The organism is Paenibacillus sp. VT-400, from assembly GCF_001029205.1.
GTDB lineage: Bacteria > Bacillota > Bacilli > Paenibacillales > Paenibacillaceae > Paenibacillus > Paenibacillus amylolyticus.
This window is the reverse complement of record NZ_LELF01000067.1, coordinates 2,101,910-2,128,690: the sequence shown is the minus strand read 5'-3', so window position 1 is coordinate 2,128,690 and position 26,781 is coordinate 2,101,910. Positions and strand designations below refer to the sequence as shown.

The following is a 26,781-nucleotide window of genomic DNA, read 5'->3' as shown; positions in this document are numbered from 1 at the left end:
GTCCCGTATGTTTCCTTCTCACTCCGCAACGATCTTCACTGGCAGATGGGTCAATGACTGTCCCGGAGCTGAAGTGGCCAGATTATTCTCCAGATCAAAGGACTCCACCGGTTCAATCCGAGCAATCTTCTCCACAAATGCTGTCAAGGCAATGCTTAGTTCCATTCTTGCCAGCGGGGCCCCTAGACAAAAGTGTGGGCCATTACCAAAGGTAAGATGTCTTTTGTTATTACGACGATGAATATTCAGCTCAAAGGGGTCTTCAAACATCTGCTCATCCATATTGGCTGCACTCATCCAGGAGATGACAACATCTCCTTTTTTCAAATCCACTCCGAGCAGTTGATTATCTTGCTTTACTGTCCGATGCCGCTTGGCATTATGGAACCTATAACGAAGCATTTCTTCCACTGCGAGCGGAACCCATTCGGGGTTCTGCCTGAGTTGGCCATACAAGCTCGGGTCATCGTAGAGGAAGGAATAGAACGTATTTGAAACCATATGACTCGTTGTCTCTATACCGGCTCCAAGCAGAAGCATGGTCGTGCGAACAACCTCATCCTCCGTGAACTTCTCCCCCTCAACATCCACGTTCAACAGATCGGTAATGATATCCTCACCAGGATGAGTCCGTTTATGAACCACAATAGGATACAGGAATTGATAATACTCTTGAGCTGCAGTTTGCTTTTTCAGTTCACTCTCCTCAGCCGTCTTGGGATTGATGGGTTGAAACAGAATATCTACCCAGTTCTTGAAGCGATGGCTGTCTGTAAGAGGGATGCCAAGCAGATCGGCCATAACCATCGAAGGTAGCGGAGCGGCCAACGCTTGAACAATATCAATCGTCGTATTTGGCTCAATATCGGCTACCAGCTGCTCTGCAATGTTGCGAATTCGTGGCTCCCAGTTTTTCAGACTACGCGGTGTAAAAGCAGCCGATAACAACGAACGACTTTTTTGATGACGGGGAGGATCGATACTTGATATGTTTAATTTGTCTGGAGGTGTGCCTTCATTGTTCTTTGCTCCAACGGCAATCGTTGTACGGGTTCCTTCGGCTGAAAAATACTCATGATTACTAAGGACCTGCTTCACATCATCGTATCTGAACACATTCCAGGTGTCTGTATCTTCGTGATAGTACACTGGATGCTCGGACAGCATTTTTCGAAACCAGTGAAGTGGGAAAAACTCTTCAGATCTGGACTGAAACCCCGTGATGTCCTCAACACGTATCACTTCTTTATACATTTGGAATCCACCTCTCAGCATAGTTTCGTGATTGGTTACATGGGTACCTGAATTGACAGTTCAGCACCTGATTCCATTTTATACCACTCGTTCATTTATTGATATAAACCATTTGAACTAAATCAGAAAAACCCCTTAATATAAGGGGTTTTCGTTTTATACGTATCGTATATTATTTCTGTCGATGTCTCAGAGAGATAAGCCATACGAACCAATCAATCGCCTAGTTTCGCCAATGCTTCCTGTAGTTGTTCCAGTTGTTCAGACAGGATTTCAATCAAGTTCTTCGTTTGGCTAGCCTTCTCCATTAAGATTTGCTCTTCAGAACTGTCTTCCGATGCATTCCTGATTGGTGATGACTTCAATTCCGACAATTCGCTTTTGTATGTTTCTTGTTTCTCCAAAGCTATGCGCAGTTTTTCTTTTGTCGTACCGATCTGATGCTCCAGATATACGATATCGGACGAGTTCGCTCCATCGGATACACGTTGTGAATATGTCATGACTCACCTCTTTCAATTTCATCCATTGCTTTGCCAACAGTGTAGGGCTCAATATCGATATCCAGCTCCATACCGAGAGCTAGTTTCGCCAGTTGACTCCCGATAAAAGGACCCATGGTCAATCCAGAGGCTCCAAGTCCATTTGCAGTAATCAGACTTTGCCAGCCTGGAACAGCCCCCATTACTGGCAGAAAGCCAGGTGTGAACGGACGGAACCCAACTCTTACCTCCTGGAATGTGCTATTGGCTAGCCCCGGCGCCAGTTCCAGACCTTTATTCAAAACTTCCTGCATGCCTCCTGCAGTGACTCTTGTATCATAACCCTCCACATCATTTTCATGAGTGGCACCAATCACAATCTTCTGTTGATCAAAGGCCAGCAGATATTGATCAGAAGGTGGCATGATCACAGGCCAGCGGCCTGTATCCTCCCCATCCGTGACATGTAGATGCATAATTTGTGCCTTTTGATAATGCACTTTAAAGTGTATGCCGAGTGGCTTCAGCAGTTCGTTGGCCCATGCACCTGCACAGACAACGACTTCATCTGCCAGGAAACTCTGATCATTAACACTCACACCAATGACCCGATCTGCTTCGAATTGAAGCGTGGCGTCTCCATGGATCACTTCCGCTCCATTTCGTTGTGCAGACCGGATCAAGGCATCGCGCAGCGCCCTTCCATCTATACGTGCAGCACCGCTGATATGTACCGATTGAAAACGTTCATCCAGTAGAGGAAAACGATCACGGGTTTCTTTGGCATCAAAAGGTGTAATGTCGCCAATCTCCGGCGCATCTGTTTTGCGAAGATGGGCCCGCTCTTCCATCTTATTGATTTTGTCCACATCCGTATGAATACTAAGCGCGCCCACTTGAGCATAACCGGTTTCCGTTTCTCCTTCGCCTTCAAGCTCCGCTATGATGCCCGGATAGAACCGCGCACCTGCCTTGGCAAGCCGATACCAGTCCTGATTACGTCGCTGTGACAGCCATGGACAGATGATACCGGCAGCTGCATCCGTTGCCTGTCCTATATCTTTTCGATCTACGATGATTACCTCTGCGCCCCGCTTGGCTAATTGATAGGCTGTTGATGCCCCCAGAATACCCGATCCGACTACGATGACTTTCTTCATGTTTGCATCCCTTCCCTTAATCACTCATTCGTTATAGCGTATACCGTTTCGCATTCTGTTGGCAAGGCGGGCGTACTTTTAGATCCATAAATAGAGGCTGATCAGACTACAGTTCATACTCATTCATCCAATTAATAATCGTTGAAGCATTTATATGAAAACGTTTTATATATTGCCCGTCATTCAATTAAAATTATTCCATTTATGTAATATAATTCTTTCTAGGTTTCTTTTAACGCTGTAACCACGCCACTTACGCACATGATCCTTTAACGAAAAGAGGAATAACACGACGATGCCGAAACCTAGTATGGGGAATCCGCTGGATACCGATATGCCGCTCATGATTACAGGGCAAAACCAGTTGACCGTTGATGAATTGATGAATTGGAGCGACCATTCACGGGATTACAGCATTGTACAGTGCATCGGAGGAACAGGGCGAATCGCAGCAAAGAATCATGAATTTTCGATCAAAAAAGGGACCGCTCTCATTTTGTTCCCGGAGGTAACCTACCGTTACCACAATCTGAGTGATTCATTACGATTTGATTGTCTGTCTTTCAATGGCTATTTGTTGCCACGGTTCTTGCATACCTTGCAGATCGGGGAGCTGCGCGCCTTCAAGCCGGATGGAATGCTTCATATCCTGTTGCGTGAAATTACGTTGGCGCTGCAGTCCCGGCACAAGGATCAGATCTGGCACGTATCCGCATTACTGTACATGCTTTTGGTCAGATTAACCATTGAAGGTGAACGCTATAGTGCTTACGAACGTTCTGATGCCCGATTAAGATTGGATGAACTCATTACTTTTATCAAACAAAATTATCATCAGGATATTTCTCTCCCCTTGTTGGCTGAGCAGATGGACGTTACCGAGCAGCACCTCAATCGGATATTCAAAAAAGAATTTCAAATGACTCCATTGGAATATCTGATGCGATATCGGTTGTTGAAAGCCAAGGAAATGCTCATCGAAAATAACGCTACGACCGCTCATGAAATAGCCAAAGCCGTTGGTTTCAACAGTGCCAGTTACTTTGGATCAGTGTTCAAAAAATACGAAGGGATCTCCCCTATCGAGCTACGCAAGCAGTATCTGGATTAGAGCGCCTCCACATCAATCTCGGCCAGCGAGGATAACCGCAGTTCATGCATGGCGAATTCCAGACCACGCGTTACCTCGTTAGGTACGATGATACACCGAATACCTGCTGCATTGGCTGCCTTCAAGCCATTAGGTGAGTCTTCGAACACAATCGCTTCGGAAGCCTCGATCCCAAGACTCTGGAGAGCAAGAAGGTACAGTTCAGGGTCCGGTTTCACTCGCTTCACATCCTCGGATGTATGAACGACTGTGAAATAATCAAAAATGCCTAATTTCTGCAAGTAACCATGCACCCAGTCCCGTGTGGAGCTGGAAGCAACCGCAAGCTGAATCCCCTTTTCCCTCGCAGACTGAAGCAATTCATACACCCCTGGAAGAATGGCGGCCTGTCCCAAATAGACTTCGTATTTTTGTTCAGAGAGCAATTTGATATGATCATGATCTATCTTTTTTTGGAGCGCTTGCTCCAGATACAGAAATGGATGAAATTCCTCAAAGGATGTCCCCACATTTTTCGACCATAGCTCCAGACCAAGTTCCACTCCGTGCTCTTCATAAATATCGCGAAACGCATAATACCAAGGTGTCTCTGTATCAACAATGAGTCCATCAAAATCAAATATAAATGCTTTTACCATGAACCTGTTCTCCCTCCAGTGATCGGCCAGGGGAGCGGATTAGAAACGTGCGGTCAAGTCCGGATGAGTAACGTTCACGGATAAAAAGTGACACGTACAGCCCGTTCCAGTCGGCGACTGAACAACTAATCCAGCTCGAAGTTCCCCTTGTATCGGCATGCCGAAATATCGAATTAGTTTCCACTCTTCCCCATCGGGTGAATAAAAGAATGATATGCAGCCCTCTACTTTGCGTATACGCAGATAGGGATTAGGTACGGAGACTTCAACCGAATTACAATCATCGGATGAACCATCACGTGTCACCACCGACACGATGGTAGGCGCTTTACCATCATACTCAAAACAAATTTTGCACCAGTTACGATCATCCGCCATCACCATTAGGCATCCGGAATCATATTGATTTTTCATATCAACGGTTAATTGGGTTGTGATTTCGAAATCGCCAGGCACAGGCATGGACAAGAAAGGAGCAGTTGCACGAATATGCTTGCCCGCAGGGTCCTGGAAAAAGTCGGTGTCCGCCTTCGCTTCCACCAGCACACCTCCCTGATCCGTATAGGACCAGCTTTCAGGCTCGTTCATCCAACTCCATTGCTTCCGTGCTTCTGTTGTCATTACGTTAGTCATTTTTAGCAGCCTCCCAAGTTAAAATATGTTCTAGAGGTAGTTCAAAAAGTCCGCTTTTGATTACGAAGGATGCCTAGTGGCATCATCAGCATCGAATATGGCATTCAGCCGAAATGTCCGTTGCTCACGTAGCTCTATCTACGCTCCGCTACTCCATTTCTAGCTTCATCCCATCTTCTCGGTACTGAAAACCGCTCTTTTTGAACATGCATTTACTAGTTTTTTTCTGTACTACATATTCGCTCCAGATACAGTAAACCCCTTTTTCTACATATTTTTGTAAGGTTCCAGCACTTGGGAGTGCTTTTGTGGATCTGGCAGGAAAAACATAATGACCATGAGTACAACATATAGACCAAGAATGACGCTGAATAACAGTGTTGGATTGTGATGATAGAGCAGGCCCGTCAGGTAACCGGATGGAATGGCTGTAAGCGTCATGACGGTCTGCACGGCCGAGAACATATCGGCTTTCTCATGCGTACCCAATCGGTTCATCAACAGGGAATCCCGGTACGTCTGCAAAATGAAGTTCCCCGCAGCGAGCACGATTAGCGTGAGAAACAACATGCCTATATTCCCCACAGGGATCAACAGAAACAGAATGGCTCCGGCCGTGCTAAGCACGATGGAAAAACCAACATACTTTTCTTCCGAACGCCGTTTCAGTCGCGGAATGATGACCAGATAGAGCAGCATGACGGTTACCGCAGTCACTACTGGGATAAACGAAATGACACGGTCATCAAACTTCAACTGTTCCTTGAAGAAAATGACCTGGAAGAAATTCAGCTGCAAGATCAGATTGGATAACACCGTGATCAGAATAATCGGAAAAAGTCTCCGTTTGTAGAACGTTTTGCCGAACAGGCGCAGACTGGAACCCAAGCTCTGAAGCACGCGGGTTTTACTATGCAATCCCATAAGTTCCTTGCCGACCTCGGTCTCATCCGTGTATCGGTTACGAATGAAGAACATGGCGGTCATGAGGATGCCCCCGACAAAGTAAATAGTGGCGAGTGTAGGCACAATACCATAATCAGCAATGACCACCCCGGCAATTGGCGTGAGTACCCCAGCCCCTGTAATGATCATGTTGAGAATAGCAAATACCTTGGATCGTTTGTGTTCCTCCACATCCTCTATGATCAGACAGTTAAAGGCGACCGTTACAAACTTGGATGTTGCGTTCAGTAAGTAGGCGATCAGGAACAGCCAGAAGTTCTGGGAGAAGGCCCAGATGAACATGGGAACACTCCAGGCAAGCAGATCAAAGATCAGTGTTGTTCGTTTTCGGCCCAGCTTATTCGTAATGGAACCCGCAAACAATTGAAAGATAAAGGCAAAATAAAGATTCACCGAATTGATTAAACCGATTTCTATGTCCGAAAGTCCGGCTTCCTTCATATATAAAGGAGCGTAGAATAGAACGATCGTGCCCGGAATGGCCCATACCGGTTCGAGTAAAATGGAGTAGCGTGGATTCTTCGGCAAATCTTGAAGCAATTTCAATCGATATCCCTTCCTTCTGCGGTTTTCACCGCTGCAAATTCCAACTTCTCGCAGCGGCAAACCCGCTAATGTCTACATGCTTATAGTACCTCTTATAGGATAAGAGCTGTTTTGACCGAATTCATCGGCAACTTCTCTCCAGTATGCATGTCATAACCAATCGTTCCATTAAAGGCCTGTTCATAATCACTCAGCAGTTCCTTGGCTGTCACCATCTGTTCAAGTTCCGGGATACTTTGGGCAAATTTCAGTGCCGTACTGATCATCGAGTGATTAGCCACCGCGCCAATGATACTAATGCCATCATTAATGACGGCTGTTGATTTGAACGTCACCTCATAGCTGTCGTCATATCCCATAGGAATAATCTTGCCGCCTTTGGCAATCAGCTCGAACCCTACATGAAGTTGATTACCAACCGCGTCCACTACAATATCAAACTTTTTGTTATTATTGATCTCGTATACTTTATCCAGTGTCAGATCCTGAGGATAGAACACATGATCCGCGATCCCTGAAGCGAACTCTTTGCGGTATGGATCAACTTCCGTGCCTACGGTAAGCCTTGCCAATCGTTTGCTAACAAGCTGACACAGGGAACCGATTGCTCCAGAACCGAGGACCAGTACAGAGTCACTTGGCTTAGTCCCTGCTTTCATGAACGTCTGAAGTACACATCCCAGTGGTTCGATCATCATGGCCGTTTCCCAACTCATGGAATCCGGGATGGCATAGATATACTTTTCGTCCCCAACAAAATATTCAGCAAAGGTTCCGTGTGTCGTCATCCCTACTTGATAGTCATCAAAATTCTCGCAGTAGATGAACAGACCCTCACGGCAGTATGAGCAGGTACCGCAAGATTGCGTGGGATCAACCAATACCCGATCACCGATCTTGAAACCACGAACTTCGTCGCCCACCTCAACCACTGTGCCTACACCTTCATGACCAATGATCGTTCCTTTATTTGCTGGCACTTTGCCTTTGACAATATTCAGATCTGTACCGCAGATGCCGGAACCATAGATTTTAATTTTCACCTGGTTTGGCTTTTGAATGGTTGGCTCCTCAATCTCCTGGTAAGTCACCTGTTTGAGATCCTGATATACGAGTGCTTTCATTGAATAATTCCTCCTAGTCGATTGTCGATTATGATCTATGGATTAAGCTTCAAACGTTTTCGAAAGTTGCATCGCATGAAGATGTTCCTGCTTCTGAATCTCTTTCCAGTCTGACAGGATCTGCAACAGCGCTTCCTCGACCCACAGTAATTCTTCCCGTGTATGGGCATCAGAGAAAATAAAGTATCCTTTGGTGAAAATACCGAAGTGAGCCATTCTCTTCACCATGAACTCGCGGAAAGGATCGGTTTGGAAGTTATCTTCAGCCAAGGATTGAATGCAGAAGCTTGCATACGTCCCTCTCACTTCCAATTGATCCGTCAATCCGAGTAACACAAGTTCAGATTCCAGACGATCCATGATCCGGGTTGCCGGATCACGCCAAGTCGGCCATACTTTCGCATTTTTCATTAATCGTTCACAGGCAATGGCTGCCGCGAGCGCTGTCGTTTCGCTGGAATGGGCATTACTGAATCTGACCTGTCCTGACAAAGACATCAAGTGCTCAGGCCCCATAACCGCTGCGAGCGGTAAACCGTTGGCCATACCTTTAGAGATACAGAGCAGATCAGGCCAGATGTCATATTCTCCTGCTGTAGCCTGCTTGCCCATTCGAATACCGGAAGTTACCTCATCGAATATGATAATGATGTCCAGAGACCGACATAGGTTTACGGCTTGCTCCAGCGCGTCCTTTTTCCACTCGTTGGGGCACAGAACAATACATGCGATATCCTCGGGAGATGAGGTAATCTGAGCCTCAATTCGCTCCGTAGTAGGTTTGTTGATCCAGATCGTTGAACGCTCGATATCCACCGGGATGCCACGTTCTTTCGTCTGGCCACCATAATAACCGTAGGCAGACCAGTCGTGCCACCCATGATAAGCTGTTGCAATAACCTTGCTTTTGCCACTAGCGGCACGGGCCAGACGCACGGCCCCACTCACCGCATCAGCACCACTCTTGGTGAAGCGCAGCGATGGATAACGACCCTCGAACCGCTCCAGAATCAACTCGGCACATTCAAGCTCGATGTCGGCAGGTAAAGAAAAGCTTGTCCCTTTTTTCAACTGGTGAATGACGGTTAATTGGACTTCATGTCTGGCATGGCCCCATGGCGCAGTACCCATAGCCATTTCGCAATCCAGCCATTCATTCCCGTCGATATCTGTAAATCGGGAATTATAAGCCTCTGCACAACATACGGGTGTATGGCCCGGAAATAAACGTTCAGGTGCTTTGGCTAAAGTGCTGCATCCGCTCGGAATTACCTTTTCGACTTGTTCCAACCACTCCAGATTACGGGTAAATCGTACGGCACGATCGAGCGTGCTCTCTTTTTCTTTCACCTTAAGTACCTCCCTGTTTATTTTCGTTGTGAGTGAATTACCGAACTTTGGTTCCAGGCCAGCATCCATCGTATATGCGATCCATCGTGATCACATTGCCATACAGATCAATGATCAGATCCTTGGCTCGATGAGCATGTCTCATCTCAATCCAGTAGCGGTTCTCCAGCAAACGGGCGAAATTGTCCACCAAAAACAGTAACCGGTTCTCACTATGAATCAGTTCCTTGCCCAGTACCTGTGGCAGCCAGATGGCCCCATTGGAATTAAAGCGGTTTGAATAGTCCCGTACTTCGGCTACATTTGCAAATTCGGCTTCCTCCAGCTTGGTCCAGAATGTATCGGCATCACTTCGAACCTCGGCAAGGTCAATCCCGACAATCGGCAGATGCTGGTATTCCTCTTGGCTTTCCAGCTGTGCTTTCAGATGACTGAAAACGAATGGCCATACATCAGCCTCGATTTGACCGCCCCACTTTTTCCAGAAGCGTGCCAGATTGTTCTTCCGGTTGAAGTTGCGGTGAATGCCGCTGCTGCGTTCCCAGTGATATGCTTGAATATTCGGGTTAATGACCGTATCGTATCCGGCAGCTCGTGCCCGCATCTGATAATCAAAGTCCTCGTATCCGTTAAAGAATTTCTCATCGAGGTTGCCGATGGTCTCATACACCTCCCGCTTCATGCCAAACATGGCAAACACCACCAGTTGAACAGAGAAGGTTTCTTTTGGGATATCATCAGGAGATGCGTTCAGGAACAGGTGTCGGCCGATGGTGTCCGCAAAAGCAATGCCGCAATGCTGCACGCCTCCTGTTTGCGGATACAACAGAACGCCCCCAATCATGCCAATCGTAATATCGCTATCCAGTGTCTCTTTCATCATCGGTTGCCAGTTCGGTTGAAGAATGGTGTCAGAATCCAGGAAGTAAATGTACTCTCCCTTGGCTAGGCTCAGTGCGCTATTAATCGAGACGGCGCAACCGAGTGGAAAATCATGCTGAAGAATCTCGATGGTCACACCTTCTCTTACTTCTTGCTTCAGTTTATCCAGATGTTGAAAGACTGCTGAGCCGGAACCATCGTTGATGAAAATAATCTGAGTGGATCGGCTTACCGTCCGGAGTAGCGAATCTGTGAACAGGTTCAAAATGTTATAGTCCTGGTTGACTGGCACAATAATGGTGTAAAGCATGGAATCCCTCCTGATTTGGGTTGATGGAATGAGTACATAAGCTGATTCGAACTGCACAATTGCTGGTGTTTCTGTCCGGCCCCCTCACTTGAATATTTTGTCTTTATTTGGTAATGATTTGAATCTACTAGAAATTTATATCATTTTTTGTAAACTGAAAATCTTAAATTCTGAACTCTGTTAATATTTGAATATGTGAGAAAATCAAGTTTTTGCAGCTTGCGCACTGAGAAACGCTGTTGTGAACGCAAAAAAACACCCTCAAAGAGTCTGTGTATCTAACGATACATTCGACTTTTTTTGGGGTGTTCGCTTGATGGAAATCTATTGATTCTCGCTGAATTAACCTTGAGCTATCGCTGCTTAAATCCATGATAAAACGTATCCACCACAAGCGCGGGGGCTGCTTTTCTCGCGATAAGACCACTTACAACCTGCTGCCACGTCAGGAACATGATGGAATACAGCACATCGACAATCCAAGTTTTATCAAGATCAGAGCGGAAATAACCTTTCTGTTGTAACAGACCGACCGCGTGTAGTACAGGTTCTCTCAGTTTCAGATCTGCTCCCTCAATCTCGGGATTATAGTTAATGGTGGTGTCATGAGCCAGAAAATAAATTTTGTCGCCTAATGGAATCAGCGCCTCGATCAGCTCAGGTATGTACTTTTCACAGTGCTCCTCATCCAGTTGGATTTCTTTCATGGTCTCACTGACCACCTCTATCGCGCGTAATCCGAGATATACCATGAGCTGTTCGCGGCTTTCCACGTATCGATGTAACGTAGCAATCCCGATTTTTGCAGATTCTGCAATCTCATTCATAGAAGCATTCGGTTTTTCAATCAGCAATTTGGTGGCCTCGTCCAAAATGGAATGGAGCCTGGTTTGTTTGATTGTTGTCATTTCCTTTTTCATTGGTATTACACCTCTTGGCGAATTAGTCTACAATTGATCTAGTCATCCATCAAATGATTGGATGAGATTATAAAATTATAGCATACTTCCTCACGAGTAATACTAAAAGCCGCCATTTGGCGGCTCTTAACATGGTCATCTTTTATCTCATACGTACTTATAGTTCCATGATTCTCGTTGCAATATTTGCACAAAATTCACGATCATGCTCTACAAAAAGCAGGGTTGGCGAGTATTCCAGCAATAAGTCTTCGATCTGCATACGTGAAATGACATCTACAAAGTTGAGTGGTTCATCCCAAATATGCAGATGAGCTTTTTCACTAAGACTTTTAGCAATGAGCACTTTCTTTTTTTGACCTGCGCTAAACGTTGAAATATCTTTCTCCAATTGCAGTCTGGAAAAATCCAACTTTCGAAGTATCGATTTAAACAGGCTTTCATCAATCCCCTGTGTGGCCGCATACTCAGATAAATGTCCTCCGAGATCGGACATGTCCTGCGACACATACGAGATTTTAAGCTGATGATCCTTTCGGAAAAGACCTGTATAAGGGATATCTTCACCACAGATCAGTTTAAGAATGCTTGATTTGCCAGATCCATTTTTACCGTACAGGTTAATACGATCCCCTTGTTCAACCGTGATACTGACATCCTTACACACCGTATTGGAGCCATATGATATCGACACATGTTCCAATTCAACAAGTTCCTGCTTGTGAAAATCCAGCTGATGAATCTGTAGACGTTCTGCACTCTCGATATTTTTGAGAAGTTTGGATTTCTCTTGAATCGCAGATTGCTGCCTTTGTTCGATATTTTTGGAACGTTTCATCATTTTGGCAGCCTTGTGCCCAATATATCCTTTATCCACCTTGGAACCGGAATTTCTCGTACCATTTTTACTTTTTTCAACTTCATGCGACCATCCACCGGTCCGTTTGGCTGAATCGGATAAACGCTTGATATCCTTTATTAATTTCTCATTACTCGCAAGTTCAAACTGATCTTGCCTTATTTTATTTTCCCACCAAGCGGAGAAATTGCCTTTCTGAATCTCGATGTTACTTTTATTGATGGAAAGGATATGGTCCACGCTGTGATCCAGAAAGGATCGATCGTGAGATACCAAAATAAATCCACTCTTGCTACCAAGATAATTACTGACGATTTGTCTTGCATGGAGATCAAGATGATTGGTAGGTTCATCTATGAGCAGAAACCGATTATCCTTCAGGAACAAAGCAGCCAGCATCACCTTTGTTTGTTCTCCGTTGGATAACGTATCAAAAGGCCGATACAACACATCTTCTGACACTTTTAACAGGTTAAGCTCGCGCACAACTTGCCAGTGTAGATATTCAGGATGAATCTCGCCGATGACATCAACGGTCATGGCTCCCTTATTTTCTACCTGGAAAGGAAAGTATTCAAAGCTAACATTCGCAGAGATATGTCCGCTGTATTCATATTTGCCAAGCAACAGATTGAGGAATGTCGTTTTGCCTCTGCCGTTCCTTCCGGTAAAACCCAATTTCCAATCGGAGTCCAACTGAAAACTGACATTTTCAAATATATTATCGTAACTGCCTTCATAAGCAAAGGTCAGGTTGGTAACGTTGATTAAAGACATGCATATCATCCTTTTTATGTGAAATATAAAAGTAAACTGACGGGATTTCACCATAGAACATGGCATGGATTCCCTCACTTTAATATTTGAACATAATCAGAATTTAGATTCGCTTATACAATAAAGAAACCTGGCGATAAACCACTCAGCGCCAAGTAGATCTATGCATAGGAGGACAAAGTGTCGGATTCTGATTAGTCATATTGTGAACCATGCCACTGTTCATGTTTGTTGACAGGTCCACATAAACATCCACAACCTCTAATTCAGTCATGACTCTATCCCCCTTTGAAAGTTCAAAATTTAATACAGAAAACTTAACATGGAATACGATATGGGTCAAGACAGTGTAGCCTCGATCTCATCTTCCATCCCCGTACCGTTAAACCATTGTGTTTTCTGGCTTACACACCTCTACGTAAATTTTGATGATGTACTCATCGGGATTACTTTCTGCAAAATAAGTGAGCAGGTCCAGTGCATACACATGTCCACAGACTTGCAGTCCCTCTTTTTCTATCTCCTCTTTCATGAGGGAATACGTCTCCGGCATGCTTTCGTATGAACCTCGATGATTCATGACGGCATACATCCCTTTTGGCTTAATCCATATCGTTTCCCCTGAAATTGGAGCTTTTATTTTGTTGCCAAAGTAATCCGGATAGTATTCTCCTGCCTCATAGTGCTCCTGACGTAGGATCGTCCATACCGGAAACTCATAATCAATCATCTGTTCATCACAATGGGTCCTGTATTCAATGAACTTACGGAAAAATTCCTTATCCCCATCCCCTTGCTCCAGTTGAACAGTAATAAAATACTCCAGCTCACATTGTTCGATATGCAGCCCTTCAGGAGAAGCATCCGTGGCTTGTTTCGTCATTTCAATGGCACCACTTAGCAGCTTTTGCATACGTTTGATTCGTTGTTGCTCCAACTCAAGTGCCTTTAATTTCTGTTCAAACAGCTCAATTAACAATGGTGTATTCTGATTTTGAATAAACGACTTAATCTCTTGGAGTGAGCTTCCTGCCTTTTTCAGCACATGTATGACATCCAGCACATACGTTTGTTGCATACCATAATAGCGGTAGCCCTTGGCATTGGTATATTCAGGCTTTAACAGCTCAATCTGGTCATAATGAAACAAGGTATGTTTGGTCACTCCGCAGATCTTGGCAAATTCACTGGTGGTAAAGTGTTGTGCGTGATGTCCAGCCATCTAAGGGCCCTCCATGTACATATGTAGTCTAAGTTTTATCAATATACATGCATTATAGTGTGTAAAGAAAAGTTTGACTATAGGGTTACCCGATAGTTTAGTCTTTGAATTGTAAGTTATTCATATCGTCGGAGGGAAACATGTCAAAATTCAAACGCTGGATGATTCTTGTTATTGTCTCAAGTGCACTATTACTCATTGTGATGGATATGACCATCCTGTACACAGCCTTACCCAGCTTGACCCATGATCTCGGTGCATCTGCTTCGGAGAAATTATGGATTCTGAACGGTTACTCCCTTGTCATGGCGGGTCTTCTTCCTGCAATGGGAACACTCGGGGACCGTCTTGGTCATAAAAAAATATTTACCTTGGGCTTGGTCGTCTTTTCTGCTGCTTCTCTTGCTGCTGCCTTTTCTCCAGTACCGGCTATGCTAGTCATGAGCAGAATTCTTCTTGCTGTAGGTGCATCCATGATGATGCCAGCGACATTGTCGATTATCAGAGTTACGTTTACGAATGAGCGAGAACTCGCACTGGCAATCGGCATCTGGGGTTCCATTGCATCAGGTGGTGCTGGATTGGGACCGATTGTTGGTGGACTGCTTCATCAACACTTCTGGTGGGGTTCTGTGTTTCTGATTAACCTGCCCATAGCCATTATCGCTTTTGTATTCGCCTTAAAAATGATCCCTAAACATCAAGGGGATGCATCGAAAAAGTGGGACTTCACCAGTTCCATTCAGATCATGATTGCCATGGTCGGAATTATCTATTCCATTAAGGAATTCACAAGACGCGAAGGATCTCTGACACTCGCTATCATAGCTGCTGTGATCGGTGTTCTGTCCCTGATCATCTTTATTCGCCGTCAGAATAACAGTCCCAATCCGCTGCTGGATCTGTCCTTATTCAAAATCCCAAGATTCAGTACCGGCTTTATTACCGCACTGGTTGGCTTGTTTGCACAAATGGGTGTGCAATATATGGTCACTCAGCGGCTTCAACTGGTGGAAGGCATGTCACCGCTTCAGGCTGGACTATTCACCGTATCAATACCTGTTGCAGCACTCATCGCCGGACCTGTTACGGGGGCTATTATGCACCGTGTGGATGTTGTATATATCAAAAGCTTCACCCTCTTCATCGCTGCCCTTGGCATGGGGACGTATCTGATGTATTTCAATGCTGGGTTCACTGGGCAGATTATCGGCTTGGCACTGCTTGGTGCAGGTCTTGGATCAGGGATGACCGCTGCATCACATTCCATTATGAGTTATGCCCCACCACACAAAGCGGGCATGGCCGCTTCCATTGAGGAAGTGGGTTATGAGCTGGGCGGAGCATCCGGTATTGCAATCATCGGAAGCATGTCGACCCTTTTCTACACACTCGCTATGAAGATTCCTGCGGGGATTAGTGTGCCAGCCAATGCGAAGGACAGTCTGGATGAAGCACTTATCGCTGCCGAAAGCTTGCCTGCTGCGTCTGCTGAATCGCTCAAAAATGCCGCCTTTGCTGCATTTGACCAATCCTTCTTTGTTGTCATTGCAGGTGTGACCGTATTTCTGTTCATTGCTGCTCTGATTATGAGTTGGGTTGCTGTGCGATTGAAACGAACCCACAAGCACAGCGTTAAAATGTAATGAAATTCACTTCATGAAACAAAGCGAGGTATATACGAAATATGTCAAAAGAAGAGGATTAACTCAATTAAATTAACGTCAAAAACCATTACCTGAGTTGTTTCAGGTAATGGTTTTTGATATGCCTGATAACCGAAGCTTACCACCTTGCTGCACCTCACGGAAGATAGGCATCCTCTACCTCAACTTTTCGTTCATTCCCCATCGCAATGTATCTTACGTTAATGACATTTCCTTTCTGAAAATGGGGAATATGTGTGATTGGAATATAAGTCTCTACAATTGTTGGGAAGGTGCGGCCGTCAACTTGGGTTACAGTCAGATCCAATCGCACGCCAGGCCTTCCATCCCTACTGGATGATGTCTGCACAATATCATGAATTATTGCTTCTGTGTGAATTCCGTCCATCAGAATGCTCTTGCGAAGGTGATGTTTCTCTTTATTGTTACGTAGCAGTTTAAATGCCATAATCGTAGTGATTGTGCCTGTTATAAGCCCAAAGACAATAATAGCGACAATAATAATTAATGTGACGGTCATGATAACCTCCTTTTAGTTGAAACTTATGTTAACTACTTCTTGTTTAGATCTCTTTTTCCTGCCTATTCTCTTTGAATCGGAAAACCTCAAAGTCAAAAAAACCGCCTTAAGGGCGGCTTCATGCTGTGTATGTTCAACTCAACTTAGTCTACTTTCGCACCATACGAGCGTACAAACAGAACGGCTTGTTCGCGATCCAAACGTACGCCTTTGATATCCAGTGATTTCAGATCGATGCCTTCCAGGTTAGCCCCTCTAAGATCGGCTCCTTGCAACTTGGCTCTGCTTAATACAACTCGGGTAAGATCACTGTCTCTCAAATCCGCTTTGGTGAAATCCGTGTCCGTAAAGTCAGCCTCAAAGAAACGAATTCCTCGCAGATCCTGTTTCCCCAAACGTGTATGTCTCAGATTGGTATAGGACCAATCGCCGTGACTCAGGGTAATGCCATCCATTTGCGCACCAGAGAAGTCTGAGCCTGTCATCTTGCAGGAGCTGAATTTGGAAGCAAAGAGATTTGCACCACCGAAGGTGCAGTTTTCAAAAGCCGATTCCGTATGAATCGACCCATTCATGGAAGCCCCTTTGAAGTCACACTCGATAAAACGACAGTTACTCGTTTCAATTTCTTCCATAGAAGCGTTCATAAATGTACACTGTTTGAAAACACAGCTTATGAGTTCTCCATAGCGCAGGTCACGTCCCTCAAAATGTACTGCTTCATATTCCTGATCCTTATATTGATACACTGGTTACACCCCACATTGTATATTTCTCCGTCTTTCTTCATTAAAAGAACTTTTTATACTATACCACACCCCTGTCAAGTACCTGCTTAAACACCCGTAAAAGTCAAGTTACTTTTTTTATGAGTAAAATCTGAAAACTAAAAAAGGAACGCATAAAGCGCCCCTCCAGCTCACACTTTTAACTGTTCCAATGTGGGCTTATATATGAAACTCTCCAGTTAGCTGCTTGTTTTATTCCTATCAGAAAGCATTACACCAGTTTTTTGGACATCCTGTACAGGGATAACGAAGGTTTATTGATTTTCCCTACTCTCTGGTATCCCAAACGCTCGTAGAGTTTAATAGCTAGTAGGTTTTCCTTTTTAACCGTAAGTGAGGATTTGGACAGACCTTGTGTTATAGCTTGCTCCTCAGCAAAATGAATGAGCTGTGTTCCTACACCAAGTCCTCTGCTTTCTGGCAACGTAGCCAATGTTCCGATGTGGTACTCGTCGTTCTCCGCTTCTTTTAATGTAACCATGGAGTAGAACTCTTTCCAGTGTTGGAGATTATACTTAATCAGGCTCCATTTCCGAAGTTCAAACAGCTTGGAGAACGTTGGCAAAGCAAGTTTGTTCATTATAGTGGTCGGATAACACATGATCATGCCCAGCGTTTGGTTACCCATTTTAGCTTCATAAGCATATTGGTGACTGAATCGGTTCTGATTCGAACGCCATAACTTGTTAAATGTTTTTTCTATAATGCCTTTATCCTTGGTACCTGCAAGCGAATAGGCCATATATTCGAGTGCCATCTGATTTAGTTGCCCGCCGACTAATGATTGTGGACTGGCTTTTGTTATGGAAATCTTATTCATCGCTGTCACTCCTCTAGGTAGTTGAAATTGAATTAAAGTTTGGTAGCAGGTTGGTTGAATGATAACCCCTCAACGATCACATTCACCGTATCAATAGTTAATCCGGTCAGCTGTTCCACACGTAATCTCACATTGTTTTGCAATTCCCTGCAGACTTCATGCACTTTGGTTCCATAACAAACGACAACCTTTACGTTTATCTCCAGTCTTGATTCTACCTTGCGGATAGCTATGCCATTTTGCAGACTTTTCCCGCTCCACTTTTTGGTGATGCCTTCTACAAGTCCTGTCGACATGGAGGAAATCTCACTGGTAGTATTCGCAATCTTGCCGACAATTTTGGAGATCACATCATCCGATATTTGAATTTTTCCCAAAACATTTTGAATGGACATCCTAGGTCCCCCTCTTTATACGCGCATTTTTGATAGATAATAATATCATTTAATATAAATATAAATCATACAGAGTCCGATTTCAACTTTTGAATTCAGCCGTCCTCATTTCTACCTGTACATAGCAAAAAAACCGCGATCATCGCGGTTTCTTCTAGTCATACTATGGGAATTTCAATTGAATACGGACAGGAATGCAGGAAGATAACTCGCTATCTGTTCTGCCTTCTTCTGCCTGCTCTGTTTCTTCTGCTTGTACGATCCACTGCCTACCGATTAACGTTTGCAACAATTCAATCTCTTCTGCGGTCAGTTCAATATGCTTCAGAGACAACTCATCTTGAACGTAATCCCGATCCACCTTACGATCAAACCGGAAATCGAGCAATCGTTTCAACCCGTTAATATGCAAAAACTTGAACTCATAACCCTGACGTATCGCCCTTTCCCAATCGTCTCCGATATCAGCTGCTGTCTGTAGTCTTTCATCAAAATCCATCGCGGATTCCTTAACCAGAGGCAACAAACGGGAATAGTCTCGACGTTGTAACCATTCAATAATCACTTCTTTTGATTCTCTACTTGTCAGTACATTTTCTACAAGAAGCCCTACAGGAATGGACAGCTGAGTTCGACTCATTGCTCGCCCTCCTCATTCCCGAGGTACTGATTGAACCAGGCATTCACCTGTTCGAAGCTATCGATACGTAATGAAGGTTTACCGCTTTTGAGTAAACTGTGGTTGGAGCCCGGATAACGAATCAGTTTGGTCTTTTTGCCGTATCGTTTTAGCGTAGTATATAATTCCTCCGCTTGCGCAATCGGTGTCCGATAGTCCTGCTCTCCGTGCATGATTAGAAGTGGCGTCTCAATGTGATGTGCATGGGCAAGAGGTGAACGGGACCACAGGAATTCAGCGTTTTCCGCCGGATTACCACCAATGACTCCCTCAACATAGGAAATTCCGATATCACTCGTTCCATACATGGACAACCAGTTGGAGATGCATCGCTGGGTTACAGCCGCCTTGAAACGGTGGGTATGCGCTACAATCCAGTTAGTCATCACTCCGCCATAACTGCCACCCGCTACACCCAGACGTGATGCATCAAGGAAATCATATGTAGCCAGGGCATAATCAACAGCTTCCATCAGATCCCGGTAATCCCCTCCGGCAAAGTCACCACGGCAAGCTCTGGCAAACTCCTGACCGTATCCAATACTTCCGCGAGGATTGATCCACAGCACAGCGTAACCTTGCGCAACAAGTGTCTGCATCTCATGACTATATGTTCCCGTATACATTGCGTGGGGTCCACCATGAATCTGCAAAATCAGTGGCAGTTTCCCATTGGTGTCACGTATTGCCGGTGTGGCTAACCAACCTTGAAGCGGCCATCCATCAGAGGACTTAAACTCTACACGGACTGGCACATTTACAGCCAATTCAGCCATAAATTCATCATTTCGCCGGGTGAGTCTGAACATTTCACCACTGTCGATATCCACGCGATATAACTCTCCAGGGTGTTCAGCAGTCAACGCAGCGATTACCAGCGACGAACCATCTGGCGTTAAGGTATACTGATACACATCCTTTTCACCAGCGCCCGTCACAGATTGATAATTCCCATCTTCTTGAATGCGATACACGTCCACATTCCCGTTATCTGTTCCGAGTACATATACACCACGTTCTGGATGATGGGCATCCGAGATAGGAGAAGGTGACGCACCTGCCGACTTCATATCTCCAAGCGCCGCGTTACCAATCTGCATATCTAATTGAGGTGCGATTGGCCTGGGTATACCTCGATGAACGGGAACAGCGTATAAGCTGTTGTGGCTCCCGCTTCCATACTCACGATCACTGGCGATCAGGATCAGCTGCTGCCCGTCGGACGAATAGGAGAATTGGCTTATCGCCAGACTGGAATCCGTCACTTTGAACAGATCACTTTCTCCCAATCGAATGCTGTATACATCGGTAAAGTAAAGCAGATCCGCATCAAGTTCCTCGTCCTCTACTTGCTTCGAAATGAAAGAAAGCTGCTTGCTATCTGGCGACCACGCCGGAGCGCTGATATTCCATAGCCCGGAAGTCACCTGCGTGATTTCCCCGCTTTTGATCTCATATACAAACAACTGGCTGTATTGACCATCCCACCAGCCAGCCCCTTCCGCCTTCGGCGTTGTACGCTCGAAGACTTTACCTCGCAGTACAGGTACAGACTCCTGTTGGACGTCTGCTTTCTTCTGTTGGTCCTCCGGTTGTACTTTGCTGGTAAACGCAATGTACTGCCCGTTCGGTGACCAGATATAACTTGAAATTTTACGTGCGGGAGATATCAGCATGACAGGCTCTTTTTGATCTGAATGGAGCGTCCATAATCCTTTGCCCCCATCCTCTGAGCGAATGAATGTGAGCTGTGTGCCATCCGGCGACCAAGCAGGTGAGGAATCTTTTGTTCCATCCGAAAGTGCAATATCTTCATCACCATCGAGCGAAATCCCTCGAATTTGCGTGTTATATTCGTTTTTATCCTGATCTATGGTCTGTTCCACATAAGCCACTTGTCCCTTCGGACTGATCACTGGCTGACTGATCCAACGATAGTGATTCAGATCCTCCGGCATAATTGGTCTTTGATTCATAATGATGGCTCCCTTCTCCGTTTATTTATGGGTTGTCTCCGTACGTGGATCAAGCACATCACGCAGCCAATCTCCAAGGAAAATAACACCGAGTACGGTAAATGTAATGGCTAGTCCCGGGAATGTAGCGACCCACCAGCTTGTTGCAACGTATTGTCTCCCATCACTGAGCATCCCTCCCCAGGATACATCGGGTGGTTTGATACCCAGACCCAGGAAACTGAGTGAAGCTTCCATAATAATTGTCGTGCCGACATTCATACCGCAGATGACGATAAAGGATGAAAGGATATTCGGCAGAATGTGTTTCAGAATCAATCTTCCATTCTTCGCGCCAATTGATCTGGCCGCATGAACAAAATCACGCTCTTTGATACTAAGAACCTCACTTCTTACCACACGAGTGAATGGAACCCAGTTCGTCACCCCGATGACAAAGATCAACGTTGTAATACCCGGGCCAACAATTGCCATTACAACAAGCATGAACAGAATGGTCGGAATCGCCATGAATGCATCACCTACACGCATGATTACGGCATCCACCCATTTCCCATAGAATCCGGATACCAGCCCCAGAATGGCGCCAATGATTCCTGACACAATTACGGCACCCATACCCACGATTAAGGAAACCCGGGCACCATATACAATGCGGCTCCACATGTCTCTACCCAGATTATCGGTACCCAGCCAGTATTCGGCCGTTCCGCCCTCAAGCCATGCTGGTGGTTTAAGTCGGCCCAGCGGATTCACCGCTGCCGGATCATGACTCGTCAATAGAGGTGCACCTATGGCAATTAACACAACCAACAATACAAGCACAGCACCAAACATTCCGGTCTTGCTGATGATCAGTTGTTGCCAGATATAACGAAATCCGGTTGGTGCACGCCCATTGTCTTGTTCCTGTTCTGTACCCGGAATTGGCATTTCATTGCTGCCTGTCATATGATTGCACCTCCTTCTAGTCGTATTTGATGCGCGGATCAAGTAGCCTGTAAGCTACATCCGTCAAGATGTTGATTACTACAACGATAAAGGCAATGACAAACACCGCTGCCTGTACAATCGCCATATCATGTGTGTTGACTGCAACGACCAGCAACTGACCCAGTCCAGGCCAGGAGAATACCGTTTCCGTAATCAAAGTGCCCCCGATCAGACTTGTAAACTGCAAACTCATAATTGTCACGACCGGAATCAATCCGTTCCGAAATGCATGTTTTACAATGACAACCATCCGGCCAAGCCCCTTGCTGCGAGCTGTTCGAATATAGTCCTGGTTGAGAATCTCCAGCATGCTGGAGCGAATCAGTCGGGTCATCTGCGCAGCCAGTCCAACACCAAGTGTAAAGGCCGGCAAGATCAGATGTGACAATCCTCCGCGACCAGATACCGGCAATACGCCCAGCATGACGGAGAACAAGAGGATAAGCATAATCCCCATCCAGAAGTTTGGCATCGCCTTACCAATGACGGATATTCCTGAAATAATGAGATCGGTAAACGTATTGCGTTTGACAGCTGAAATGACTCCAAGTGGCACAGCCATAAGTACAGCAAAAAACATGGCGGCTACAGCCAGTTCAAAGCTGGCAGGCAATCTCTCCAGCACAAGCTCTAACGCAGGCTGATTGTAGCGAAAAGATTGACCAAAGTCTCCCTGTATCGCACTGCCCAGAAACTTCACGTATTGCGTATATAAAGGCTGGTCCAAACCAAGTGCCTGCGTCAAGACAGCACGATCTTCAGCGGTAGCCGTTTCAGGCAACATTAGCGCAACCGGATCACCGGTGACTCGAACCAAAATGAACACAATTAATGAAACAATGAACAGCACCGGAATGATCTGCAGTAGTGACTTAAGTACGTATTTGCCCATTCCTTGTTCACCTCCCTTTTAAAAAAGAACGGCAGGAACATGGTTATCCAGTCCCTGCCGTTCACGGCCTATCTTTTCAATGACCGGTTGTTATACCCGATGTTACTGTGCAACAGGTGTAATCTCGTCAGCATAGAACATCTCGTCACTGCGTGGCGCGAAGTTCACTTTAGCATTTGTTCCGTAGACACCTTCCATTTGGTACAGATATACGGCTGGGCGTTCTTCAGAGAAGATCTGTTGTACTTGCTGATACTCTTTCTCACGAGACGCAGGGTCCATGTTCACCAATGCCGATTGAAGCAGTTTCTCTACTTCAGGGTTGTTGTAATCCGACTCGTCTTTTGCTTCTTCCAACATATAACGATTGTAGTTATTCGAAGCATCGAACAAGGAGTTACCAATACCAATCATGAAGATTTCTTTGAATGATTTGGAGCTGTAACGTTCACTGAATGCACTTGCTTCCAGGACATCCAGATTGATTTTGAATCCGGCTTGTTCCAGCATTGCTGCAACAACTTCAGCCTGTTCTTTGTACTGTGCGGAAACGGAGATGGTCATCTCGGCTTCACCTTCCGCATAGCCAGCTTCTTGCAGCAACTGTTTGGCTTTTTCTTGATCATAAAGTGATGTTTTGTACAATGAAGGATCAGCACCGAAGTTGCCTGGTGTTACGGATGTGCGGGTTACGATACCTGCTCCGCCGGCAATGCTGTCCACGATCCCTTGTTTGTCGATAGCCAGGTCAATCGCTTCACGTACTTTCGGATCAGCTGTGATGCTGCCTTCTGTCTGACGGAAGATCAACTGGAGCACACGTTGGATTGGCGCTTTGACAATCTTCTTATCTGCTTCGCCTTCGATCCGGGCAATGTCAGTGGACGGAATGGAAGACGCAACATCCACACCACCAGCAAGCAATTCGGATACACGTGTGGAGGCTTCAGGAATAACGCGGAATACCACTTCATTCCATTTTGGTTCACCGTCGAAGTAGTTCTCGTTTTTCACCAGTTCCACACGATCATCTTTGGTCCATTTACTGAACTTGTAAGGGCCTGTGCCTACCGGTTGTTTCAGGAAAGTATCGAATCCTTTATCCGCAATATATTTTGCTGGCAGAATGCCTGCTCCCATTTTGGACAAACGGTTCAGGAGCAACGGATCTGGACCATCTGTGATAATATCTACGGTATAGTCATCCACCACTTTAACTTCTACGATATTTTTGAAATAACTGTTTTGTTTCAGTGTCTCGTCCTTGGCTACGCGCTCCAGCGTGTATTTTACATCTGCTGAAGTGAATGGATCGCCATTGTGGAAGGTAACACCTTCACGCAGCTTGAATCTCCACGTTGTATCATCAACCTGATCCCATGATGTCGCAAGTCCAGCAACTTTTTTCTGTTCACTGTCATTTTTGATCAGATAATCAAAAACGTTGACCAGAACCGCCTCACTGGAGGTGTTGTTGTTGTTGTGCGGATCGAAACTCTCAATATCTGTTGCTGCAGCAACGGTCAGTGTTGTACTTGCGCTTCCACTGCCCGTTCCTTCTGATGCGGAACCATCATTCGTGCTTGTCGATTTTCCTCCGCAAGCGCTGAGTACCATTACGACTGCCAGTAACGTTATCCACAAGCCTGTCCATTGTCTTTTTTTCATTGTGATTGCTCCCCCTCAGAAGTTGTATTCCGTGCCAAAAATTCAAGTGCTACTGCAGACAACATGCCCACACCATAAGGCATCGCTGTCTCATCGAGATCAAACATGGGATGGTGAAGTGGATAACGAGTACGTTCCTCATCATTCCCAGATCCTAGTCTGAAAAACACACCCGGAACCTGTTCACAATAAAAAGCGAAATCCTCGCCCCCTGTAGAAGGTTTGATATAAGTCCATCCCTTCTCCGCATTAACCTGATCACAAGTCTCTGTTAGCAGGTCAACCATGCCGAGATCATTCACGACAACAGGGTATCCATCGCCGTAGACAACTTCGCATCCAGCTCCAAAAGAATCACAGACCCCTTTAACAACCTGCTCGATCAAAGCTGGCATCCGCTCACGAATGGCAGGTGAGAGTGTACGAACCGTACCGATCATCTCCACTTCGGGGGCGATGGCTGTTCCCATATAACCTCCCGTGATTTTGCCAATCGTGACTACTGCCGGTTCAAGTGGATCAACCATCCGACTGACGATATTTTGCAATGCGGTGATGACCTGAGCGGATACCGCGATCGCATCAATACCCTCATGCGGACGAGCTGCGTGCCCACCCTTGCCAAACACCTTGATAATCAAGGGATCAGCTGATGCAAAAGCAACGCCCTGACTTACACCCAAGGTTCCCGTGTTCTGTCCAGGTGTCATGTGTAATCCTGCGATGGCATCAACCTTTGGATTCTCCAGAACACCGTCCTGGATCATGGCTCTTGCACCTGCAAGTCCCTCTTCGGCTGGCTGGAAAATAAATTTGATGTTGCCTGATTTCGGTCTTCCAAGACCAGTAAGCAGTTGGGCGGCTCCCATCAGGATGGAGGTGTGAGCGTCATGTCCACACAGATGCGCTTTGCCTTCCACTTGCGAGCGGTATTCCACCGCTTTCTGATCTTGGATTGGCAGAGCATCCATGTCTGCGCGCAAGGCAAAGGTTGGTCCATCTGTCTCTCCGCGAAGCAGGCCTGTAACCCCGGTCTGTCCGACATTGCGTGTAACTTCCAACCCCAGGCTTTCCAGATGCTCAGCTACGATAGCGGATGTGCGATGCTCCTCATAGCCGATTTCCGGATGCTGATGTAAATCTCTGCGCCAAGCACTTAACTGGGCTTGTAGTGGCTGAGCCAGCTGTATTAGTTCTGAACGATTCATTTGCTGTCATTCCCTTCATTTTTGTCCGATTCAGAAACCAAACGGGCATAGATTGCATCCGCTGAGAATTCGATATGCCTTTTCATCGTCTCCTTAGACTTGATGCTATCATGGGCTTTCAATGCTTCAAGAATCTCCATATGTACACCGTGGTTGACGGTACGTATCCGGTCATCATAAGGCATCAGGTCGAGAGCCGGATTAATTTTCGTCCGAATCTGTCTGACGGCTCTCTCACAGTATGGATTCCCCGAAGCCTTGGCGATGGTCAGATGAAATTTCACATCCAGCGCCCTGAACCATTCCCTTGTGCAGTCTGGCTCTATACTTTGCTCCATGTAACCCTCAAGCAGCTCCAGTTCGCCTGCGGTGATCCGCTCAGCAGCGAGAAAAGCTCCCTCCGGCTCGATGATGGTTCGATATTCGAACACCTTCAGCATCTGTGACCAATCCCGTTTAATTTCTTCTCTGGTCCGTTTATGCGAATTGGCTGTCAGAGGCAGTACAAATGTTCCGCCTTTGGCACCCACCCTTTTCTCAATCAAGCCTTTCTCTTCCAGTGAAGAGAGTGCCTCACGAACGGTAATCCGGCTTACGTTAAAAATCTCTGCCAGATCTCGCTCGGCTGGAAGCTGTTCTTCACTCATTAATTCTTTCAAAATAATGGCTTCTTCCAGTTGTTCCCTAATGAATTCACTAACCTTTTTGGTAGATACTTTCTCAAAACGAAATGAAAACGTACTGGACATCTAAACACTCCGATCTGTATATGGTCTAGACCTTATACCATTAATATAATTCCGACTAAACTTATATGCAATACTTTTTTTCAAGTAAATTCATATTTTTTTCTTATCACCTCCAAATTGAAGCATTTTGGCACAAAAAAGACGCATCTACACACAGCAGATGCATCTTCGTTTTCGTTATTTGACGACATA

25 protein-coding genes are annotated in these 26,781 nt (G+C 45.6%); 2 read left to right on the top strand and 23 right to left on the bottom strand.

Annotation, left to right across the window (positions count from 1 at the left end; genetic code table 11):
- Positions 1–18: 18 nt before the first annotated feature.
- The 3 genes from EL84_RS20120 to EL84_RS20110 form a co-directional block, all read right to left on the bottom strand.
- Entirely contained in the window at positions 19–1,254 is a 1,236-nt protein-coding gene (locus EL84_RS20120; RefSeq protein WP_047842850.1) for a cytochrome P450, read from the bottom strand.
- Between the two features lie 215 nt (positions 1,255–1,469).
- Positions 1,470–1,757, bottom strand: coding sequence for a hypothetical protein (locus EL84_RS20115; protein WP_047842849.1), 288 nt, complete (start codon positions 1,755–1,757; stop codon positions 1,470–1,472).
- Entirely contained in the window at positions 1,754–2,896 is a 1,143-nt protein-coding gene (locus EL84_RS20110; RefSeq protein WP_047842848.1) for an NAD(P)/FAD-dependent oxidoreductase, read from the bottom strand. The genes EL84_RS20115 and EL84_RS20110 overlap by 4 nt, the downstream gene beginning before the upstream one ends.
- A gap of 295 nt (positions 2,897–3,191) precedes the next feature.
- Here EL84_RS20110 and EL84_RS30905 point away from each other — a divergent pair, with 295 nt between their 5' ends.
- Entirely contained in the window at positions 3,192–4,007 is an 816-nt protein-coding gene (locus tag EL84_RS30905; protein WP_051447072.1) for an AraC family transcriptional regulator, read from the top strand.
- Here the strand turns inward: EL84_RS30905 and EL84_RS20100 are convergent.
- From EL84_RS20100 to EL84_RS20060, 9 genes are all read right to left on the bottom strand, one after another.
- Positions 4,004–4,645 (bottom strand): HAD family hydrolase, encoded by a 642-nt coding sequence (locus EL84_RS20100; protein WP_047842847.1) that lies wholly within the window; start codon positions 4,643–4,645, stop codon positions 4,004–4,006. The genes EL84_RS30905 and EL84_RS20100 overlap by 4 nt on opposite strands.
- Before the next feature lie 39 nt (positions 4,646–4,684).
- Positions 4,685–5,278 carry a DUF1349 domain-containing protein gene (locus tag EL84_RS20095; RefSeq protein ID WP_047842846.1) on the bottom strand — a complete coding sequence of 198 codons (594 nt, stop codon included), beginning with the start codon at positions 5,276–5,278 and terminating at the stop codon, positions 4,685–4,687.
- Between the two features lie 267 nt (positions 5,279–5,545).
- Entirely contained in the window at positions 5,546–6,790 is a 1,245-nt protein-coding gene (locus tag EL84_RS20090) for an MFS transporter (protein WP_053061544.1), read from the bottom strand.
- Positions 6,791–6,882: 92 nt separating this feature from the next.
- Complete coding sequence (locus tag EL84_RS20085) at positions 6,883–7,914, bottom strand: zinc-dependent alcohol dehydrogenase (protein ID WP_017688645.1); 1,032 nt, start codon at positions 7,912–7,914, stop codon at positions 6,883–6,885.
- 42 nt (positions 7,915–7,956) lie between these two features.
- Positions 7,957–9,264, bottom strand: coding sequence for an aminotransferase class III-fold pyridoxal phosphate-dependent enzyme (locus EL84_RS20080; protein ID WP_047842845.1), 1,308 nt, complete (start codon positions 9,262–9,264; stop codon positions 7,957–7,959).
- A 37-nt stretch (positions 9,265–9,301) separates the two neighbouring features.
- Positions 9,302–10,456 (bottom strand): glycosyltransferase family 2 protein, encoded by a 1,155-nt coding sequence (locus tag EL84_RS20075; RefSeq protein ID WP_047842844.1) that lies wholly within the window; start codon positions 10,454–10,456, stop codon positions 9,302–9,304.
- 353 nt (positions 10,457–10,809) lie between these two features.
- A complete protein-coding gene (locus EL84_RS20070; protein WP_047842843.1) occupies positions 10,810–11,376 on the bottom strand; it encodes a TetR/AcrR family transcriptional regulator in 567 nt (188 codons plus the stop codon).
- A 157-nt stretch (positions 11,377–11,533) separates the two neighbouring features.
- On the bottom strand, positions 11,534–13,012 hold the full coding sequence (gene abc-f / locus EL84_RS20065) for a ribosomal protection-like ABC-F family protein (RefSeq protein ID WP_047842842.1): 1,479 nt from the start codon (positions 13,010–13,012) through the stop codon (positions 11,534–11,536).
- Between the two features lie 382 nt (positions 13,013–13,394).
- A complete protein-coding gene (locus EL84_RS20060; protein ID WP_047842841.1) occupies positions 13,395–14,234 on the bottom strand; it encodes a MerR family transcriptional regulator in 840 nt (279 codons plus the stop codon).
- A gap of 140 nt (positions 14,235–14,374) precedes the next feature.
- Here EL84_RS20060 and EL84_RS20055 point away from each other — a divergent pair, with 140 nt between their 5' ends.
- A complete protein-coding gene (locus EL84_RS20055; RefSeq protein WP_047842840.1) occupies positions 14,375–15,880 on the top strand; it encodes an MFS transporter in 1,506 nt (501 codons plus the stop codon).
- 157 nt (positions 15,881–16,037) lie between these two features.
- Here EL84_RS20055 and EL84_RS20050 read toward each other — a convergent pair whose 3' ends face one another.
- The 11 genes from EL84_RS20050 to EL84_RS20000 all read right to left on the bottom strand — a co-directional run bounded on the left by EL84_RS20050 (position 16,038) and on the right by EL84_RS20000 (position 26,589).
- On the bottom strand, positions 16,038–16,421 hold the full coding sequence (locus tag EL84_RS20050; RefSeq protein WP_047842839.1) for a hypothetical protein: 384 nt from the start codon (positions 16,419–16,421) through the stop codon (positions 16,038–16,040).
- 143 nt (positions 16,422–16,564) lie between these two features.
- Positions 16,565–17,170, bottom strand: a complete 606-nt coding sequence (locus EL84_RS20045) for a pentapeptide repeat-containing protein (protein ID WP_047842838.1) — start codon at positions 17,168–17,170, stop codon at positions 16,565–16,567.
- Positions 17,171–17,420: 250 nt separating this feature from the next.
- Positions 17,421–18,029: a GNAT family N-acetyltransferase gene (locus EL84_RS20040; protein WP_047842837.1), complete on the bottom strand. Its 609-nt coding sequence runs from the start codon at positions 18,027–18,029 to the stop codon at positions 17,421–17,423.
- Positions 18,030–18,061: 32 nt separating this feature from the next.
- Positions 18,062–18,424 carry an Asp23/Gls24 family envelope stress response protein gene (locus EL84_RS20035; RefSeq protein ID WP_047842836.1) on the bottom strand — a complete coding sequence of 121 codons (363 nt, stop codon included), beginning with the start codon at positions 18,422–18,424 and terminating at the stop codon, positions 18,062–18,064.
- Positions 18,425–18,587: 163 nt separating this feature from the next.
- Positions 18,588–19,064, bottom strand: a complete 477-nt coding sequence (locus tag EL84_RS20030; RefSeq protein ID WP_047842835.1) for a hypothetical protein — start codon at positions 19,062–19,064, stop codon at positions 18,588–18,590.
- A complete protein-coding gene (locus EL84_RS20025; RefSeq protein WP_047842834.1) occupies positions 19,061–21,079 on the bottom strand; it encodes an alpha/beta hydrolase family protein in 2,019 nt (672 codons plus the stop codon). Before EL84_RS20025 ends, EL84_RS20030 begins: the two co-directional genes overlap by 4 nt.
- A gap of 21 nt (positions 21,080–21,100) precedes the next feature.
- On the bottom strand, positions 21,101–22,030 hold the full coding sequence (locus tag EL84_RS20020; protein ID WP_152683044.1) for an ABC transporter permease: 930 nt from the start codon (positions 22,028–22,030) through the stop codon (positions 21,101–21,103).
- 16 nt (positions 22,031–22,046) lie between these two features.
- Positions 22,047–22,964: an ABC transporter permease gene (locus tag EL84_RS20015; protein ID WP_017688654.1), complete on the bottom strand. Its 918-nt coding sequence runs from the start codon at positions 22,962–22,964 to the stop codon at positions 22,047–22,049.
- Between the two features lie 102 nt (positions 22,965–23,066).
- Positions 23,067–24,632, bottom strand: a complete 1,566-nt coding sequence (locus EL84_RS20010) for an ABC transporter substrate-binding protein (protein ID WP_047842833.1) — start codon at positions 24,630–24,632, stop codon at positions 23,067–23,069.
- Complete coding sequence (locus tag EL84_RS20005; protein ID WP_047842832.1) at positions 24,629–25,840, bottom strand: M20 metallopeptidase family protein; 1,212 nt, start codon at positions 25,838–25,840, stop codon at positions 24,629–24,631. The genes EL84_RS20010 and EL84_RS20005 overlap by 4 nt, the downstream gene beginning before the upstream one ends.
- Positions 25,837–26,589, bottom strand: a complete 753-nt coding sequence (locus tag EL84_RS20000; RefSeq protein ID WP_047842831.1) for a FadR/GntR family transcriptional regulator — start codon at positions 26,587–26,589, stop codon at positions 25,837–25,839. Before EL84_RS20000 ends, EL84_RS20005 begins: the two co-directional genes overlap by 4 nt.
- Positions 26,590–26,781 lie beyond the last annotated feature (192 nt).

Excerpts from the sequence above, each read along its gene's own strand:
- EL84_RS20120 (WP_047842850.1), bottom strand. The coding sequence starts at position 1,254 with ATGTATAAAGAAGTGATACGTGTTGAGGACATCACGGGGTTTCAGTCC.
- EL84_RS20115 (WP_047842849.1), bottom strand. The coding sequence starts at position 1,757 with ATGACATATTCACAACGTGTATCCGATGGAGCGAACTCGTCCGATATC.
- EL84_RS20110 (WP_047842848.1), bottom strand. The coding sequence starts at position 2,896 with ATGAAGAAAGTCATCGTAGTCGGATCGGGTATTCTGGGGGCATCAACA.
- EL84_RS30905 (WP_051447072.1), top strand. The coding sequence starts at position 3,192 with ATGCCGAAACCTAGTATGGGGAATCCGCTGGATACCGATATGCCGCTC.
- EL84_RS20100 (WP_047842847.1), bottom strand. The coding sequence starts at position 4,645 with ATGGTAAAAGCATTTATATTTGATTTTGATGGACTCATTGTTGATACA.
- EL84_RS20095 (WP_047842846.1), bottom strand. The coding sequence starts at position 5,278 with ATGACTAACGTAATGACAACAGAAGCACGGAAGCAATGGAGTTGGATG.
- EL84_RS20085 (WP_017688645.1), bottom strand. The coding sequence starts at position 7,914 with ATGAAAGCACTCGTATATCAGGATCTCAAACAGGTGACTTACCAGGAG.
- EL84_RS20075 (WP_047842844.1), bottom strand. The coding sequence starts at position 10,456 with ATGCTTTACACCATTATTGTGCCAGTCAACCAGGACTATAACATTTTG.
- EL84_RS20070 (WP_047842843.1), bottom strand. The coding sequence starts at position 11,376 with ATGAAAAAGGAAATGACAACAATCAAACAAACCAGGCTCCATTCCATT.
- abc-f (WP_047842842.1), bottom strand. The coding sequence starts at position 13,012 with ATGTCTTTAATCAACGTTACCAACCTGACCTTTGCTTATGAAGGCAGT.
- EL84_RS20060 (WP_047842841.1), bottom strand. The coding sequence starts at position 14,234 with ATGGCTGGACATCACGCACAACACTTTACCACCAGTGAATTTGCCAAG.
- EL84_RS20055 (WP_047842840.1), top strand. The coding sequence starts at position 14,375 with ATGTCAAAATTCAAACGCTGGATGATTCTTGTTATTGTCTCAAGTGCA.
- EL84_RS20050 (WP_047842839.1), bottom strand. The coding sequence starts at position 16,421 with ATGACCGTCACATTAATTATTATTGTCGCTATTATTGTCTTTGGGCTT.
- EL84_RS20040 (WP_047842837.1), bottom strand. The coding sequence starts at position 18,029 with ATGAATAAGATTTCCATAACAAAAGCCAGTCCACAATCATTAGTCGGC.
- EL84_RS20035 (WP_047842836.1), bottom strand. The coding sequence starts at position 18,424 with ATGTCCATTCAAAATGTTTTGGGAAAAATTCAAATATCGGATGATGTG.
- EL84_RS20030 (WP_047842835.1), bottom strand. The coding sequence starts at position 19,064 with ATGAGTCGAACTCAGCTGTCCATTCCTGTAGGGCTTCTTGTAGAAAAT.
- EL84_RS20025 (WP_047842834.1), bottom strand. The coding sequence starts at position 21,079 with ATGAATCAAAGACCAATTATGCCGGAGGATCTGAATCACTATCGTTGG.
- EL84_RS20020 (WP_152683044.1), bottom strand. The coding sequence starts at position 22,030 with ATGACAGGCAGCAATGAAATGCCAATTCCGGGTACAGAACAGGAACAA.
- EL84_RS20015 (WP_017688654.1), bottom strand. The coding sequence starts at position 22,964 with ATGGGCAAATACGTACTTAAGTCACTACTGCAGATCATTCCGGTGCTG.
- EL84_RS20010 (WP_047842833.1), bottom strand. The coding sequence starts at position 24,632 with ATGAAAAAAAGACAATGGACAGGCTTGTGGATAACGTTACTGGCAGTC.
- EL84_RS20005 (WP_047842832.1), bottom strand. The coding sequence starts at position 25,840 with ATGAATCGTTCAGAACTAATACAGCTGGCTCAGCCACTACAAGCCCAG.
- EL84_RS20000 (WP_047842831.1), bottom strand. The coding sequence starts at position 26,589 with ATGTCCAGTACGTTTTCATTTCGTTTTGAGAAAGTATCTACCAAAAAG.